The organism is Bradyrhizobium sp. LeoB3 (assembly GCF_055456055.1).
The window spans coordinates 15418-29525 of sequence record NZ_JBVBEF010000039.1; the positions used below are offsets into that span (position 1 = coordinate 15418).

At 62.4% G+C, this 14108-nt stretch carries 11 protein-coding genes and 1 pseudogene; 6 read left to right on the forward strand and 6 right to left on the reverse strand.

The window, feature by feature from the left end:
* Nucleotides 1–80: 80 nt before the first annotated feature.
* From ACZXDY_RS23600 to ACZXDY_RS23620, 5 genes and pseudogenes are all read right to left on the reverse strand, one after another.
* The gene (locus tag ACZXDY_RS23600; protein ID WP_464347182.1) at nucleotides 81–3182 is read right to left on the reverse strand and encodes an ATP-binding protein; all 3102 of its coding nucleotides are present in this window, start codon (nucleotides 3180–3182) and stop codon (nucleotides 81–83) included.
* A 96-nt stretch (nucleotides 3183–3278) separates the two neighbouring features.
* A pseudogene (locus ACZXDY_RS23605) lies at nucleotides 3279–3470 on the reverse strand (zinc ribbon domain-containing protein); the annotation flags it as partial.
* A gap of 497 nt (nucleotides 3471–3967) precedes the next feature.
* On the reverse strand, nucleotides 3968–4768 hold the full coding sequence (locus tag ACZXDY_RS23610) for a crotonase/enoyl-CoA hydratase family protein (RefSeq protein WP_464347139.1): 801 nt from the start codon (nucleotides 4766–4768) through the stop codon (nucleotides 3968–3970).
* A 170-nt stretch (nucleotides 4769–4938) separates the two neighbouring features.
* Nucleotides 4939–5853 (reverse strand): phosphoribosylaminoimidazolesuccinocarboxamide synthase, encoded by a 915-nt coding sequence (locus ACZXDY_RS23615; protein WP_464347140.1) that lies wholly within the window; start codon nucleotides 5851–5853, stop codon nucleotides 4939–4941.
* Nucleotides 5854–5918: 65 nt separating this feature from the next.
* A complete protein-coding gene (locus ACZXDY_RS23620) occupies nucleotides 5919–6836 on the reverse strand; it encodes a pirin family protein (protein ID WP_130229485.1) in 918 nt (305 codons plus the stop codon).
* A 171-nt stretch (nucleotides 6837–7007) separates the two neighbouring features.
* Here ACZXDY_RS23620 and ACZXDY_RS23625 point away from each other — a divergent pair, with 171 nt between their 5' ends.
* From ACZXDY_RS23625 to ACZXDY_RS23635, 3 genes are read left to right on the forward strand one after another with little or no spacing between them, the layout of a single operon-like run.
* A complete protein-coding gene (locus tag ACZXDY_RS23625; RefSeq protein WP_464347141.1) occupies nucleotides 7008–8369 on the forward strand; it encodes an MBOAT family O-acyltransferase in 1362 nt (453 codons plus the stop codon).
* A 4-nt stretch (nucleotides 8370–8373) separates the two neighbouring features.
* Complete coding sequence (locus ACZXDY_RS23630; RefSeq protein ID WP_464347142.1) at nucleotides 8374–9258, forward strand: hypothetical protein; 885 nt, start codon at nucleotides 8374–8376, stop codon at nucleotides 9256–9258.
* Nucleotides 9259–9301: 43 nt separating this feature from the next.
* On the forward strand, nucleotides 9302–9868 hold the full coding sequence (locus ACZXDY_RS23635; protein WP_464347143.1) for a GNAT family N-acetyltransferase: 567 nt from the start codon (nucleotides 9302–9304) through the stop codon (nucleotides 9866–9868).
* A 6-nt stretch (nucleotides 9869–9874) separates the two neighbouring features.
* Here ACZXDY_RS23635 and ACZXDY_RS23640 read toward each other — a convergent pair whose 3' ends face one another.
* Nucleotides 9875–11245, reverse strand: a complete 1371-nt coding sequence (locus ACZXDY_RS23640; RefSeq protein WP_464347144.1) for an MmgE/PrpD family protein — start codon at nucleotides 11243–11245, stop codon at nucleotides 9875–9877.
* Nucleotides 11246–11374: 129 nt separating this feature from the next.
* Between ACZXDY_RS23640 and ACZXDY_RS23645 the strand changes: the two genes are divergently transcribed.
* From ACZXDY_RS23645 to ACZXDY_RS23655, 3 genes are all read left to right on the forward strand, one after another.
* The gene (locus ACZXDY_RS23645; RefSeq protein WP_464347145.1) at nucleotides 11375–12493 is read left to right on the forward strand and encodes an FUSC family protein; all 1119 of its coding nucleotides are present in this window, start codon (nucleotides 11375–11377) and stop codon (nucleotides 12491–12493) included.
* A gap of 413 nt (nucleotides 12494–12906) precedes the next feature.
* The gene (locus tag ACZXDY_RS23650) at nucleotides 12907–13425 is read left to right on the forward strand and encodes an RlpA-like double-psi beta-barrel domain-containing protein (protein ID WP_196237229.1); all 519 of its coding nucleotides are present in this window, start codon (nucleotides 12907–12909) and stop codon (nucleotides 13423–13425) included.
* A 258-nt stretch (nucleotides 13426–13683) separates the two neighbouring features.
* Nucleotides 13684–14088 (forward strand): hypothetical protein, encoded by a 405-nt coding sequence (locus ACZXDY_RS23655; protein WP_464347146.1) that lies wholly within the window; start codon nucleotides 13684–13686, stop codon nucleotides 14086–14088.
* Nucleotides 14089–14108: the final 20 nt, after the last annotated feature.

Consider the following 14108-nt stretch of genomic DNA (forward strand, 5'->3'; position numbering starts at 1 on the left):
GGCGGGATATGCAGTCTCTCGGGGCTTTTAAGAAATTGCTCGGCGGCTCCGAAATTCATCGCCTGTCGCGGCTCGTCGAGCTAGGTGAGGGCCTCGAGCAACATCTTGGCTTCCGTGAGCTCTGCTGTGCCACAGCCGTCCAAGCATCGTTCGAGAATTGGCACAAGGAGATGGCGTGCTTCCTCTCGGTCGCCTCTTCGGTCGAGCAACCGGCACAAATCGATCCCTGCCCGCAATTCCCAGGTTCTTGCACCTTGTCGCTCTGCGACAGCCAGGGCGTGGCGAAAACATTGCTCCGCCTCAGCTTCCCGCGCTCCATGATGTACGATTAGCCAGCGTCCCTTAAGTCGGCTCAGTTCGGCCTCGAACCACCTTTCGCCCCTTTCTTCGGTCATATCCAAGGCCCTGCAGATCAGAGCCTGCGCTTCCTCGGTTCGATTGGCCCGCTCGCATATTTGGGCAACGAGGCCCAGGAAGTAGGTGTGATTTCCAATTGATCCGGTCGCGGCAAGATCGGCCAGCGCTTTCTGGGCGAGCTGCAGTCCTCCTGCCGCATCGCCATCGGCCGCCAGGATAAAGCCGCGCAGCATATGCGCCACTTCAAGCCAGAAAGGATATCTCTCCTCGGTTGCCAATGAAATTGCTTCTTCCGTACGCGCCAGTGCAGTCCCTTCCTCACCGCACAGCAGGTTGACCAAAGCAGCAAAGGTCAGTTCACGGATCAGGATCTGCGGCGGACGCAGGGCGCGGCTGCGAACCAGCGCCTCCCCACTTGTCGATAGGGCGCGTTCGCGATGGCCAAGGACGAACAAAACAAGCGCGAGATAGGACGAGGCACCTATCTTCATATCCCAGGCCGCAATGGCGGCGTTGGACTGAAATTCTTCGGGGGCCGAAAAGCCGAGGACGCTCTCCAGATTGTCCTTGGCCTGCAGAAACTCACCGATCCAAAAAAGACTAATTCCCTTAAACAGGTGGCCGGATACGACACTGAACTGATCATGCTGCGAGTGACCGACACGCGTTAAGTCCTCGGCCACTCGGCACGCCTTGATATGCTCTCCTCGGCCCAGATAATATCGAGCCAGTTCACCCAGCACCCGGAGCGACATAGAGGTGTCGCCAAGATGCTCGCACAATTCGCGAGCGCGCAGGTAAGCCTCGCCGGTTTCCCGCGCTCCGATGCCTTTCGCAACGATCAACGCTCTCCCCAAAGCGCACTGTAGTCCCAGCTCCCGGCGCAGATTGTCTGCGCTGGACGGCAGGCTTGACAGCAGTTCGAGCGCTCTACTCAATTGCAAAATCGCCTCGAGCTTCGCGTATCGCGCGGCTGACATCCGGCCGGCTTTTTCGCAGTAGTTGATGGCTTTCTCTATCAGCCCGCCCTCGCTGCAGTGATAAGCGAGCATCTCCGGTTGCTGCTCTGCAATGGTCGGGAATTGCTCTTCAAGTATGTTGGCGATGCGAACATGCCAAGCTTGGCGTTTGCTCCGAAGCAATGTCGAGTACGCCGCATCTCTTACGAGAGTGTGTTTGAACGCGTATATTTCCTGGGAGGGATCATTGCGACGGACGATCAATTCCGAGCGCACGAGTTGCTGTAATCCGTCCTCGAGCCGAGTGTTTGACAGTCCGGATACCGCACCCAAGACCTCGACTGAAAATTCGCGGCCTATGGTAGCGCCGATTTGGGCGATCTCACGGATTTCGCCAAGTCGGTCCAGCCGAGCCACGAGAGAGTCCTGCAAGGTGTATGGAATTGCTGCTTGTCGGGCAGGTCTTTCAAGCACGAGGGATCCTCTTTGCATCTGGACCACGCCGCTCTCAAGGACGGTTTTCGTCAGCTCCTCGACGAATAACGGCACGCCATCGGTGCGATCCAGGATCTCTTCCAGCAGTTCATCTGGCAGTGTTCTGCCGCCCGTCACTTGCTCCACCAGGGCAGCTGATGCATCGCGGCTCAGCTTGCGGAGCGGCATGACCGTGACGTTGGGATAGTTGGACCAGTCGGCAGCAAATTCGAGACGCGCGGTGGAGATCACAAGCACCCTGAGACGCGCAATGCGCTCCACCAGCATCCCCACCAGCTCCAATGAGCTCGGGTCGATCCAATGGAGATCTTCGAGCACTATCAGAACCGGTCGTCTTGCGGCATGACGCGCGACCAGATCCAGCAGAACTTCCATGCTTCTCTGCTGACGCTGTTCGGGACTGAGTTCCGGCAGGGATGCGCGCTGATGGTTCCGCAGCGACATGACTTCAGCGACAAGGTCAACTTCTGCCGGCCCGACGTTGAGTCCAGAGAGGACCCTCTCAAGTTTGGCGAGCTTTTCGTCTCGCGTGTCCGAACGGGATAAGCCCGCCCCGCGCTGAATTTGGTCAATAATCGGATGCAGGGCGCTATCCTGGTGGTAGGGTGAGCAATAATAGTCCAGGAGGATGTGCTGTTCGGTAGCCAGTTGCTCCTGCAAGGCGCGTCGGATGCGCGACTTTCCGATGCCAGCTTCGCCCGTGAGCAGCACCACGCGGCCATTACCCGCCTTGCTCTGCTGCCAGCATCGCAGCAGAAACTCCGACTCCCTTTCGCGCCCCACCAGCCGCGATATGCCTGCCTTGCGCTTGGCCTCGAAACGGTTCTCAACGCCGCTTGTGCCGACCACCTGCCAAGCCTGAACGGGGTCGTCAAAGCCTTTGATCGCTCTGGGCCCGAGATTCCTGTACTCGAACACGCCTCCCGCAAGGTGGTGCGTACTGGACGAGACCAGCACGGTGTTGGGCTCAGCCAGGGCTTGCAGACGTGCGGCAAGATTTGGCGTTTCTCCCGCAACCTCCTGGCTGAGTGGCGTGCCGTCGACCACGAGATCACTCACGACAACCAGGCCCGTTGCCACTCCTATCCGTACCTGAGGCCTGTAGCCATACAGCAGTGTGAGGCCGGATATCGCATCCACCGCGTGTAGCCCGGCTCTGATCGCGCGTTCCGCGTCATCTTCGTGCGCCTGCGGATAACCGAAGTATACGAGGACACCGTCGCCCATATAACGAGCCACGACTCCTTCGAACCGAGCGACCACATCCGAAATACAACGATGGCAGGTATCGATGACCTCGCGCAAATCCTCCGGATCGAGTTGAAGAGAAAGCGCCGTCGACCCGACAAGGTCGCAAAACATGATCGTCATTTGTCTTCGCTGAATTGATCCACCGATCTGCAACGACGCCGGCAGTCTATCGGCCGGGGTCTTGGCCAGCTTCTGGGGACCATTTCCGCTCAAGCGATGGCCGCACTCCGAGCAAAACTTCGCATCTGGCCGATGTGCCGTACCGCACAAAGGACAGCGAGTTTCGGTTTCAGTTCCGGGCGCTCTATCTTCGCGAGATCTCATCTTGGGATGAACCCGACTCGCACTCTTGATGAGTAATGGCGGCGATAGCCAATTCCGGCCGAGCCGTAGCATTGGCTCGCTCATCGCTCGACGCTCGATAGAAAAATTCGTAAGTGCTGATCAACGCGGCAGGCGTGCCAATTGCCGATTGAAGCAGACCTTGGACGATGCATGCTGCATGCGCCTCAGGGCGGGGTCTGATGTGAGCGAGCATGCCAGCCGTGCGAAGAGCAGCGGCTTCCGGCTCACGCCGCACTCGCCACCCAGACCCGCTTCCCTTTGTCACTGGAAGACCGGACATGCCAACGCCCGTCCCATTGCCCCGGCTGCGCTTTCGGTAGTGTAGATTTGGCCAGACACGACGTCCAGCCCTGGGTTGATAAATGTCGCCGAGCACTGTGTTGTGCCGGTCTGGCCACGGGCGCCAGGCCGCTGCCACAAGGCCGGTCAGTGGCAGCCTGGACCGGCTAGCGTTATTCTGCAAAATCGCGCCCACCGGCGCCGAAACCATCGTGACCTCGCTGCTCGCAATGATGGCGAACTTGTAGCCCAGATGGAGCGACGCACGATCCGGGCTACGGTCAATCGTCCTTTCCGCCGAAGGCGCCATGGCGGCCGGCGCCGGAGGCGAAGCGGGTGGCGCCCGCGAGCGTTTCGCCTGAGGCGATGACTTCGAGCCCGCCGCGTACTTCATTGACGATTGCTTCTTCCTCTTCGAGGTCCCATTGCCGCAGCGCCGACAGGCGGTCCGCGCGCAGGCATTGTTGTGGGAAGCGTGCGATTTCCCTGGCGAGCGCAATCGCCTGCGCGCCGGCCTCGCCCTTGGGCGCCAGGCGATTGACGAGGCCCAAGCGAAGTGCCTCCGGGCCGCCGACCGGGCGTCCGGTCAGGATCAGGTCCATCGCCTCGGAATCGTCGATCAGGCGCGGCAGGCGGATGGTGCCGAGATCGATCAGCGGCACGCCGAAGCGGCGGCAGAACACACCGAAGGTCGCGTCTTCCGCTGCCACCCGCATGTCGGCCCACAGCGCCGGCTCCAGGCCACCTGCAACCGCATAGCTTTCGACCGCGGCAATGACCGGCTTCGAAAGGCGCAGCCGGCTCGGCCCCATCGGCGCGATCGATTGTTGGCCGCCGATCTTGCGCTTTCGTGCGGGATCGCCCGCGGCAACCGCCTTCAGGTCGGCGCCGGCGCAGAAGGTGCCGCCGGTGCCGGTGAGCACTGCCACCGACGCATTCTCGTCGGCATCGAAGGCAAGGAAAGTGTCATAGAGCCTGCGCGCGGTGGCTCCGTCGACGGCGTTGCGGCAATGCGGACGGTTGATCGAGACGATGGTCACCGCACCATCCTGTTCGACGAGCACGCTGTCGGCCTCGCTCATGTTTTGCTCCTCCCCGGATTTTGTCTGGCTAGGAGATTGGCACTGGAGACGGCGCCGACGCAATCGCACCACCGTCATTGCGAGCGCAGCGAAGCAATCCATCTCACCGCTTGCGGGGGCATGGATTGCTTCGCTGCGCTCGCAATGACGGGATAGAATCGCGACGGCGGTTAGATCTTCAACTCGCTGCCCGTTACCCGCCGATAAGCCTCCAGGTAGCGCTTGCTGGTCGCGTCCACCACGCTGGCCGGCAATGGCGGCGCCGGCGCGTCGCCGTTCCAGCGGCCGGCGCGGCGCTCAGTGTCGAGATAGTCGCGCAAGGGCTGCTTGTCGAAGCTCGGCTGCGGCTGGCCCGGTCTGTAGACATCGACCGCCCAGAAGCGCGAGGAGTCCGGCGTCATCACCTCGTCGATCAGGATGATCCGTCCATCCTTATCGCGACCGAATTCGAACTTGGTGTCGGCGATGATGATGCCGCGCTCGCGGCTGACCTTTTCGCCGTAAGCGTAGACCGTGCGTGCCATCCGCTCCAGCGTGTCGGCAACATCAAAGCCGACGATCTCGCGCACGCGGGCGACCGTGATATTCTCGTCATGCCCGGTCTCGGCCTTGGTCGCCGGACTGAAGATCGCAGGCTCCAGCTTGGCGCTCTCGACGAGGCCTGCCGGCAGCTTTTCGCCGGCAAGCGTGCCGTGCGCGGCATATTCCTTCCAGGCCGAGCCGGAGATGTAGCCGCGGATCACGCATTCGATCGGGAAGACGGTGGTGCGCCGGCACAGCATCGCGCGCCCGACGATATCGGCGCGATGGTCTTTCAGCGCGGGCACCTCGCGGATGATTTCATCGGCATCGGCGCTGATCATGTGATGCGGCACGGTGCTTTCGAGCTGGCGAAACCACCAGGCGCTGATCTGGGTCAGCACCGCGCCCTTCATCGGGATGGTCTCGGCCATCACCACGTCGAACGCCGAGATGCGATCGGTGGTCAACAGCAGCACGCGGTCCTCGCCCACGGCATAGATATCGCGGACTTTGCCGCGGCCGATTTGCGGCAAGGGCAGGTCGCTGGCGCGCATCGCATTCATCTGGTCAGACCTTCAAAGCGGCCGCCCGCGAGATTGCGGGCGGCGTAGAGCGATGGGGAGATAGCTCACTCAGGCAGCGGAATGAACTCATGTTCCTGCGGGACCGGCTCGAAACGTCCGGTTTTCCAGTCCTGTTTGGCCTGCTCGATCCGCTCCTTGCTGGACGAGACGAAATTCCACCAGATGTGGCGTGGGCCTTCGAGCGCGTCGCCGCCCAGGAACATCATCCGCGTCGGCTGCAGCGCTTTCACGGTGATGCGATCGCCGGGCCGGAAGATCAGGAGGCGCGGTCCCTCATAACGCTCGTTCGCGATCTCGACCTCGCCGTCGACGAGATAGATCCCGCGTTCCTCATGATCGGGATCGAGTGGCACGCTGGTGCCGGCTTCTGCGGCGACCTCGGTGTAGAACCAGGGCGAGACCATCTCGACCGGCGAAGAGATGCCGAACGACGAGCCCGCGATGACGCGCGCGGTGAAGCCGCGTTCGCTGATCATGGGCAGGTCGCCGGCGGCATAATGCTGGAACGAGGGCGCGATCTCTTCCTTGGCCTGAGGCAGCGCGATCCAGCTCTGCAGGCCCAGCATCTTCTGGCCGTCGCGGCGCTGGACGTCAGGCGTGCGTTCGGAATGGGCGATGCCGCGGCCTGCGGTCATCAGGTTCATCGCGCCGGGCTGGATCTCCTGGATGTTGCCCTCGCTGTCGCGGTGCATGATGCTGCCGTCGAACAGATAGGTGACGGTGGCAAGCCCGATATGCGGATGCGGCCGCACATCCATGCCCTTGCCGGCGAGAAACTGCATCGGCCCGAAATGGTCGAAGAAGATGAAGGGGCCGACCATCTGCCGCTTGCCATGCGGCAGCGCGCGCCGCACGGCAAAGCCGTCGCCGAGATCGCGGGTGCGCGGCACGATGACGAGCTCCAGCGCGTCGCAGGTCTTGGGATCGCCGAGGATCGGATCGTTGGAGGGAAGCCAGCTCATGAGGGGGACTCCTTATTTCGTGGCTTCAATGATAGCAGGAATCCGCCGCCTGCACGCCATCATCCCGGACGTGCACGCCGGGTGCCGGCTTTTGGCATCATCGTGGCTTGACTCCGGAATCGCCAATGGGGCATGCCATGGGCTTCAAGGTTCCTGCGAGGCCCCCGGAACATGACTTTCACGTCGTGGCAATTCGGCTTGTTTGCCGCGATCGTATTTGTGGCCTACTACCTCCCGCCGCTCCGGCGGTTCCAAGTCCTGCTCCTGGTGGTCGCGAGCCTGTTCTTCTATGGATACGGCCAGCCCGAGCTGCTGCCGCTGCTCGCGGTCGCGGTCGGCGGGACCTATCTGTTCCTGGTGCTTTCGCTGCACGACCGGCGCTGGCTGCCGGCCGGCATCGTCTTCAACCTCGCGCTGCTCGCCTTCTTCAAATACAAATTCCTGTTTCTTGATCCGAAGGCGCCGGTGCTGGTCGACAATGCGGCGATCGACTTCCTCTTGAAGCTGCCGCTACCGATCGGCATCTCCTTTTTCGTCTTTCACAATATCAGCCTGTTGGTCGACCTCACGCGCAGCAAGGCCTTGCGGCCGCCTCTGACCGACGTCTTCCTCTACATCATCTTCTTTCCGCAGCTCGTCTCCGGTCCGATCACGCGCGCCGGCAATTTCATGCCGCAGATCGTGCCGAAGCGGCTTGCCGACGTGCCGTTCGTCGAAGCCACGAAATGGATCATCGCGGGCTTCTTCTTCAAGCTCTACGTGGCCAACAATCTCAACGAGATGACGGCCTATATGGACTTCCCGCTCTACGAGACGCTGCAAACCCAGGACCGCTGGCTGCTCGTTTTCCTCTACGGCTATCAGATCTATGCCGACTTCTTCGGTTATTCTGCAATCGCGATCGGTCTCGCGCTTCTGTTCGGCTACCGCCTGCCGATCAATTTCGACCTGCCCTATACGTCGCTGTCGTTCTCGGAATTCTGGACCCGCTGGCACATCTCGCTGTCAACCTGGCTGCGCACCTATCTCTACATCCCCTTAGGGGGAAACCGCCATGGGCGTGTCAGAACCTATCTCAACCTGATGATCGTGATGGGGCTGGGCGGCCTCTGGCACGGCGCAGGCTTCAGCTATCTGGCGTGGGGAGTGCTGCACGGGCTGTTCCTCGTGATCGAGCGGCCGTTCCTGCGCCTGCTGCAGGCGATCGATTCCGTGCCGCTGCGCCTGTTGCGGATGGGGGTGGTGTTCTTCTGCGTCACCATGGCATGGATCTTCTTCAAGCTGCCGAATTTCGATCATGCGCTCGCCTATCTCACCGGCATGTTCACGCCGACCACCAACCCGAATCCGCCCAAATTGTTCTACAATCTTGCGCTGCTCTACGCGCTTCCGGTCCTGCTGCAGCATATGCGCATCACATCGCTGTTCGAGACCGCGCTGACGCGGTGGGAGCCATATGCCTATGGTGCGCTGGTCGCGCTTGCCTATCTGGAGGCGGGGCCGGACAGTGCCTTCATCTATTTCCAGTTCTGATCGCATGGAGCAGCAGCCCAAACCCACCGCCTGGTTGATCAAGAGCGCCGTTGCGGCGGCGCTCCTGCTGCTCGCCTGCGGTATCGCAACCGCGCGGTTCGGACACACGCTGCAACTGCCGGCGACGACCGCGCGCGATGGCGCGCTCGTCATCGTGAACCGCTATGTCGACAATCCTGTTCCGGATGTCGTGCTGGTCGGCAGCTCGCTGACCTTCCGGCTCAGGGAGGAATATTTCGAAACGCCGCGCGTGGGGAATCTGGCGTTCGCGGGCGGCTCGCCCGTCACTGCGCTCGAGATCCTCGCGGGCCAGCGGCAGCTTCCCAAGCTGATCGTCGTCGAGACCAATATCTTGTCCCGCGCGCCGGATGCGGAGCTGGTGAAGCGCTTCTCCACCAAGGAAGGGCACGAGGCGCTGTTCTTGCGCCCGATCCGGACCGCCGTTGCGGCCTATGAGAACCGGGTGCATGCCCCGGTCACCCACGCCCAGATTGCGGCGCGGCTGAAAAGCCTGCTCGCGCAGCCGCCAGGCAATTTCGACAACCACGTCTATCTGCAGCGGGCGATCGGGGAGATGGAGTCCGAAGACCCGAGCGCCGCCGCCAAGGTCAATATCGAAATGATCGGCCGGCTGATCGAGGTACTGGAACAGCGCGGCGCCCGCGTGCTGCTGATGGAAATGCCCTACGCCGCGCCGATCGAGACATCGCTCTATGTCAGGACCACGCGCGAGATCGTCCATCGCGCGTTCCCGGATCAGAGCCGCTGGCTGCCGATCGACGTCGACCGCAGCGAACTGCGATGGGACGACGGCGTGCACCTGGACGCACGGTCGGCGGTGCTGGTGAGCCGCTACCTGGATGAACGCTTTTCCGCTAGATTGAAGTGATATCCGCGGATCTTCTCATTCTGGTCAGTAGGGTGCAGGAGCAATGGTCGCTTGGCTCAAGCCCGGCTCAGCGCCGGCGCAATTTCACGGTCCCACAATCGAGACGCCGCGGTTGATCCTGCGCTCGTGGAAGGCTTCCGACATCGCGCCGAACACCGCCATGCTCGCCGATCCCGAGACGGCGCGATTCATCACGCCCGACCATAAGGCGGTGACCAACGAAACGACTGGCTGGCGCAATGCGGCGGTCATCGCCGGGCACTGGGCGCTGCATGGTTTCGGCATGTTTGCCGTCGAAGAAAGATCATCCGGCCGCTACGTGGGCCGCGTGGGTCCTTGGTACCCGGCAGGATGGCCGGGGTTCGAGGTCGGCTGGGGCATCGCCAAGGATTGTCGCGGCAAAGGCTATGCGGTCGCGGCCGCGCGCGCGGCCATCGACTGGGTGTTCGCCAATCTTGCAGTCGATCGCATCATTCATTGCATCGATCCGGTCAACGCCGCCTCGCAGGCGGTGGCGCGCCGGCTTGGTGCGAAAATCGACGGCCAGGCCGAACTCAATGGCGATGCCGTCGATATCTGGGTGACCGAGCGCAATCGATGGACGGCTTGAGAGAGCCTACTGCCGGCCCAATTGCGTCGCCTGTTCGACCCGGTCGAAACGTTCCAGCGACAGGATCGCGTCGGCGAACTGGTCGGCGCGGCCGTTCAGGACCGGACGGGCCAATGTGAGGAATTTCTGCTGCATGGCCTGCGCATCGGGGAACGAGGTCGGCTCGCCCGAGGGATCGGCATAGAGCCGCTCATGCACGCCGTCATCGGTGGTGATGCTGACGCGCGCGCCGAATGGATGGGTGCGGCCGATCTCCAGCCGATCGTCCTGCACCACGTCGAACTTGTCGGCGAGCGCGTCGATTGCGGCATCGCCAAGCCGGCTGTAGTCGTCCCAGCCGAAGCGGCCCTGGTCGAGTGCGATTGCACCGGTGAAGAACATCGAGAACTGGCCGCCGACGATCGAGGTCGGGTGCCGCTTGGTGGCGGCGTCGCCGGTCAGCGTGATACCGTTGCGGTGCAGGCCGATCTCGACCCGCTTCACCTGGTCCGGCGTCAGATTGTGCTCGCGCCGCATCGCGATCAGCGCATCGATCGCGGCATGGGTGTAGCGGCAGCTCGGATAGGGTTTGACGCCGATCTTCATGGTTTCAAAGATGCTGCCGAGCCCCGCAATCGCCTTGTCCGGATGTGCATCGTCGCTGTAGCCGACCAGCAGGCCATGCTTGCCTTCCACCGATTCGACCGAGCCGACGAAATCGTTGCGCGCCAGCGTTGCGGCGATGACGCCGTTCATCGCGGCGGCGCCGACCTGGTAGCGCTTGTTCCAGGCGCCGTTGATCAGGAACTGCAGCGAGCCCGCGGCCTGGCTGCCGGAGACGCCGAAGGCTGCGATGATCTGCTCCTTCGATAGCCCGAACAGTTTCGCGGCCGCCGCTGCCGCGCCATAGGTGCCGGCGGTCGCGGTCGGATGGAAGCCGCGCGCATAATGCGAGGTCGGATCGAGCGCATTGCCGAGCCGGCAGCAGACCTCATAGCCCGCGACAACAGCGGTCAGCACGTCGCGGCCGGAGGCGCCGACCATCTCGCCGACCGCAAACGCAGCAGGCACCACGGGCGCGCTCGGATGCAGCGAGGAATCGGCGTGCGTGTCATCGAAGTCGAGGGAATGGCCGAGCGCGCCGTTGAGCAGCGCCGCGACCGCCGGCGTCCAGGTCTTGCCGTCGCCGAACACGGTGGCTTCGCCCTTGCCATCAAGCGCCAGCGCTTCCAGCATCTTGAGCAGCGAGGGCGTGGATTCGGCTTCGCGCCGCGCCCGGATCGTGCTGCCGAGGAAGTCCAGCGTCAGCACCTTGGCGCGCTGCAATACTTCCGGTGGAATATCCGCGAATTTCAGGTTAGCGACATAGGCGGCGAGCGTTGCGGTTTCGTTGGCCATCGTGTTTCCTCGTTCTGTCGCGCAGGGTAGGCGGGCCGGTTTCACGTTTCAAGCCGCCTTCACGCCGCGGGCATCAGCCATGCCGAACGTCAGCCATAGGATCGTCGTGAGCAGCAGAGATTTGGTCGCATGACAGCCGCCGCGAAACGTGTGCTCGGCTGGATTCGCAGCCGAAAGGGCCAATTGGCGCTGGCAGTCAGGGTCACGGTGGCGGCCGCGATCGCCTATGCGGTGGCCGTCGCGCTGCACCTCCTGCTGCCGCTCTGGGCGGTGCTGACGTCGCTGATCGTGACCCAGATGAGCGTCGGCCGATCGCTGAAGGCGACCCGCGACTACATGCTCGGCACCATCGGCGGCGCGATCTATGGCGGCGCCATCGCGGTGCTGATCCCGTATTCCGGAGAGAGCGGCCTGCTGGGCTTGCTGGTGCTGGCGGTTGCGCCACTGGCCTTTGTCGCGGCCATCAACCCCAGCCTCAGTGCGGCCACCGTGACGGCCGTGATCGTGCTGCTGGTCCCGACCATGCATCACGCCGATCCGCTGGCATCCGCAATCGACCGCGTCAGCGAGGTCGCGGTCGGCGCGGTCACCGGGCTTCTGGTGTCGTTCCTGGTGTTGCCGTCGCGCGCGGTGAGCCAGATCCGGGTCAACGCGGCGCGCCTGCTGGAACTGATCGCGGCCGCCTTCACTGAGCTGCTCGCCGGCCTGACGCGCGGCCGTGACAATGACGCTCTCCACCGCATCCAGGACGGCATCGGCACCGCGCTGGTCGGCCTGGACGCAACCGGGGCGGAGGCCGAGCGCGAGCGCTCCGCGCATCTATCGTCCGGTCCGGATACCGGGCCGCTGCTGCGGACCATCTTGCGACTGCGCCATGATGTCGTGATGATCGGCCGCGCCACTGTGGTGCCGCTGCCGGCGAATGTACAGGCGCGACTTGCGGCGCCCTTGTCCGACGTCAGCAAGGCGATCACGCTCTATTTGCGTTCTGCCGCCGCAGCGCTGCGCATGGGCGCGGGCGCACCGCCGATCGCGCCTGTTCATGCCGCCCTGCAGCGCTATGCGAACGAAGTCGCCGCCGTTCGCAGCGAGGGCCTGATCCGCGGCCTTCCGGGCGACATGGCGGAACGTTTCTTCGCGCTCGGCTTCTCGCTGGAGCAGATGCGGCAGAACCTGCTCGATCTCGATCGCGTCGTCGGCGAGTGGTCGGAGACGTCGGCAGCGGCGAAAGAGGCGGCCGAAGAATAGGGCGTGCGCTCTGTAGGATGACATAACAACGAGATCGCGGCCCCTGTCCTTTGCTGCTGCGATGATGGCTTGATAGGGTTGCCCGTTCTCCACTGAATCGTCTCGCAGGAAACACCGGCCTCCTTGGCCGCATTTGCCGCGCGATCCAATGGGCTTGTGGCTTGTTCCTTGCGCCCTCGGCAGAACGCTTGCTCCTGCGCACGCGCTGTCATGCTGCTGACGCAATCTCTGTCTTAGTCGATGAGAACTAAAACACTGTGTGAGAACCACCCCGGTTCCCACAGCGGTTCCATCGCCCAGGTTGGCGCGAATCCGCAAAAAATTGGCACGAGTTCGTAAACGCCTCCGCGTTCGCTTGGCCATGCGTTGCGGCATCGGGAACCGAACGATCGAAGAAAATCAATCAAGGAGTTATGATGCTCTTCCGCTCGAGCGCCGCAATTTGCGGCGCCCTAGTTGCACTTGTCATTTCTGTTACCATTGCTCGCAGTGAAACCCGCGCGGTTTATTCAAGCGCTGTCGTCGATGTCGCTTCTGGGGATGCGATCGTTGGCGCAGCATCCATGTACAATCCGTTCCGGCCCGGATGGCGGGAGGGCGGCCCGAATACAGCCTCCGGCGAGCGCTATGATCCCTCTGGCTGGGCGGCTGCCATCAAGACAAGTTTGCGTCAGAAATTCGGTGGGGTGCAGTATGGCGCGAAGCCGAAGTATGCCCTCGTTGAGGCTGTAGGCAAGAAGGTCATCGTCAAGATAAATGACGTGGGGCCACTGACGCCTGGCCGCATCATTGACCTGAATGAGCGGACGATGCGCCATTTCGATCCAAGCCTGCAGCTCGGAGTCATCAATGACGTAACGGTCAGGCCGCTCTCAGGGGACGATTGGACTCCCGGACCGGTCCGCGATGGCCTCCTCGCCGCTGATTCTTGAAGCGATTGCACCTCTGGCGACAAGACGCCGGCGGGCGCAATTTGCACGCCGGCGATCGCGCCTGTTTATGCTGCCCTGCAGCGCGACGTCGGCGAAGTCGCCGCCGTCCGCAGCGCTCGTGACCAAGGCGGAAGTTACACCTTAAGCTATCGTTTACTCTCGAAAGCTGCACTTTACCGCCTCGCGCTCAACCGCTCTTAAATCTTAGGAGGTATCGTCCGGAGACAGGCTTCATCTCCATTATCGTGCGGCCATGCGATGAATGATACCGAATCCGAAGAAAGCAAAGCTCAGCGCTTTGCGGCATTACCGAGATGGAAAAGATGGCTCGTCTGCTTCGGCATCTTTAACCGCCGCTTCTTGCTTATGAGCGAAGCCGAACGGCAGACATTCAGGACTGAGCAGCTCAGGCGATTTGCCGATTGGCCGATGTGGAAGAAGTTGCTCGCGACGGCAGGGCTTGCGGTCGGCGCGATTGCGGGACCTTTGCATTCCTACTTATTCGGACAATTGACAATCGGATGGAAAAAGCTCGGTTTTACCAGGACGATTGTTGCCTCCGAAGAGCCCTTGCTTTTCGTTGCGACGTTGCTGTTTCTCGAGTGCACCGTCATCTTGATGCTTTGTCTCACGACCAAAGTTTTCTTCTTCCATCGCGACTAGGTTCAGTTCACGCCCGAGCG

Excerpts from the sequence above, each read along its gene's own strand:
- ACZXDY_RS23600 (WP_464347182.1), bottom strand. The coding sequence starts at position 3,182 with ATGACGATCATGTTTTGCGACCTTGTCGGGTCGACGGCGCTTTCTCTT.
- ACZXDY_RS23610 (WP_464347139.1), bottom strand. The coding sequence starts at position 4,768 with ATGAGCGAGGCCGACAGCGTGCTCGTCGAACAGGATGGTGCGGTGACC.
- ACZXDY_RS23615 (WP_464347140.1), bottom strand. The coding sequence starts at position 5,853 with ATGAATGCGATGCGCGCCAGCGACCTGCCCTTGCCGCAAATCGGCCGC.
- ACZXDY_RS23620 (WP_130229485.1), bottom strand. The coding sequence starts at position 6,836 with ATGAGCTGGCTTCCCTCCAACGATCCGATCCTCGGCGATCCCAAGACC.
- ACZXDY_RS23625 (WP_464347141.1), top strand. The coding sequence starts at position 7,008 with ATGACTTTCACGTCGTGGCAATTCGGCTTGTTTGCCGCGATCGTATTT.
- ACZXDY_RS23630 (WP_464347142.1), top strand. The coding sequence starts at position 8,374 with ATGGAGCAGCAGCCCAAACCCACCGCCTGGTTGATCAAGAGCGCCGTT.
- ACZXDY_RS23635 (WP_464347143.1), top strand. The coding sequence starts at position 9,302 with ATGGTCGCTTGGCTCAAGCCCGGCTCAGCGCCGGCGCAATTTCACGGT.
- ACZXDY_RS23640 (WP_464347144.1), bottom strand. The coding sequence starts at position 11,245 with ATGGCCAACGAAACCGCAACGCTCGCCGCCTATGTCGCTAACCTGAAA.
- ACZXDY_RS23645 (WP_464347145.1), top strand. The coding sequence starts at position 11,375 with ATGACAGCCGCCGCGAAACGTGTGCTCGGCTGGATTCGCAGCCGAAAG.
- ACZXDY_RS23650 (WP_196237229.1), top strand. The coding sequence starts at position 12,907 with ATGATGCTCTTCCGCTCGAGCGCCGCAATTTGCGGCGCCCTAGTTGCA.
- ACZXDY_RS23655 (WP_464347146.1), top strand. The coding sequence starts at position 13,684 with ATGAATGATACCGAATCCGAAGAAAGCAAAGCTCAGCGCTTTGCGGCA.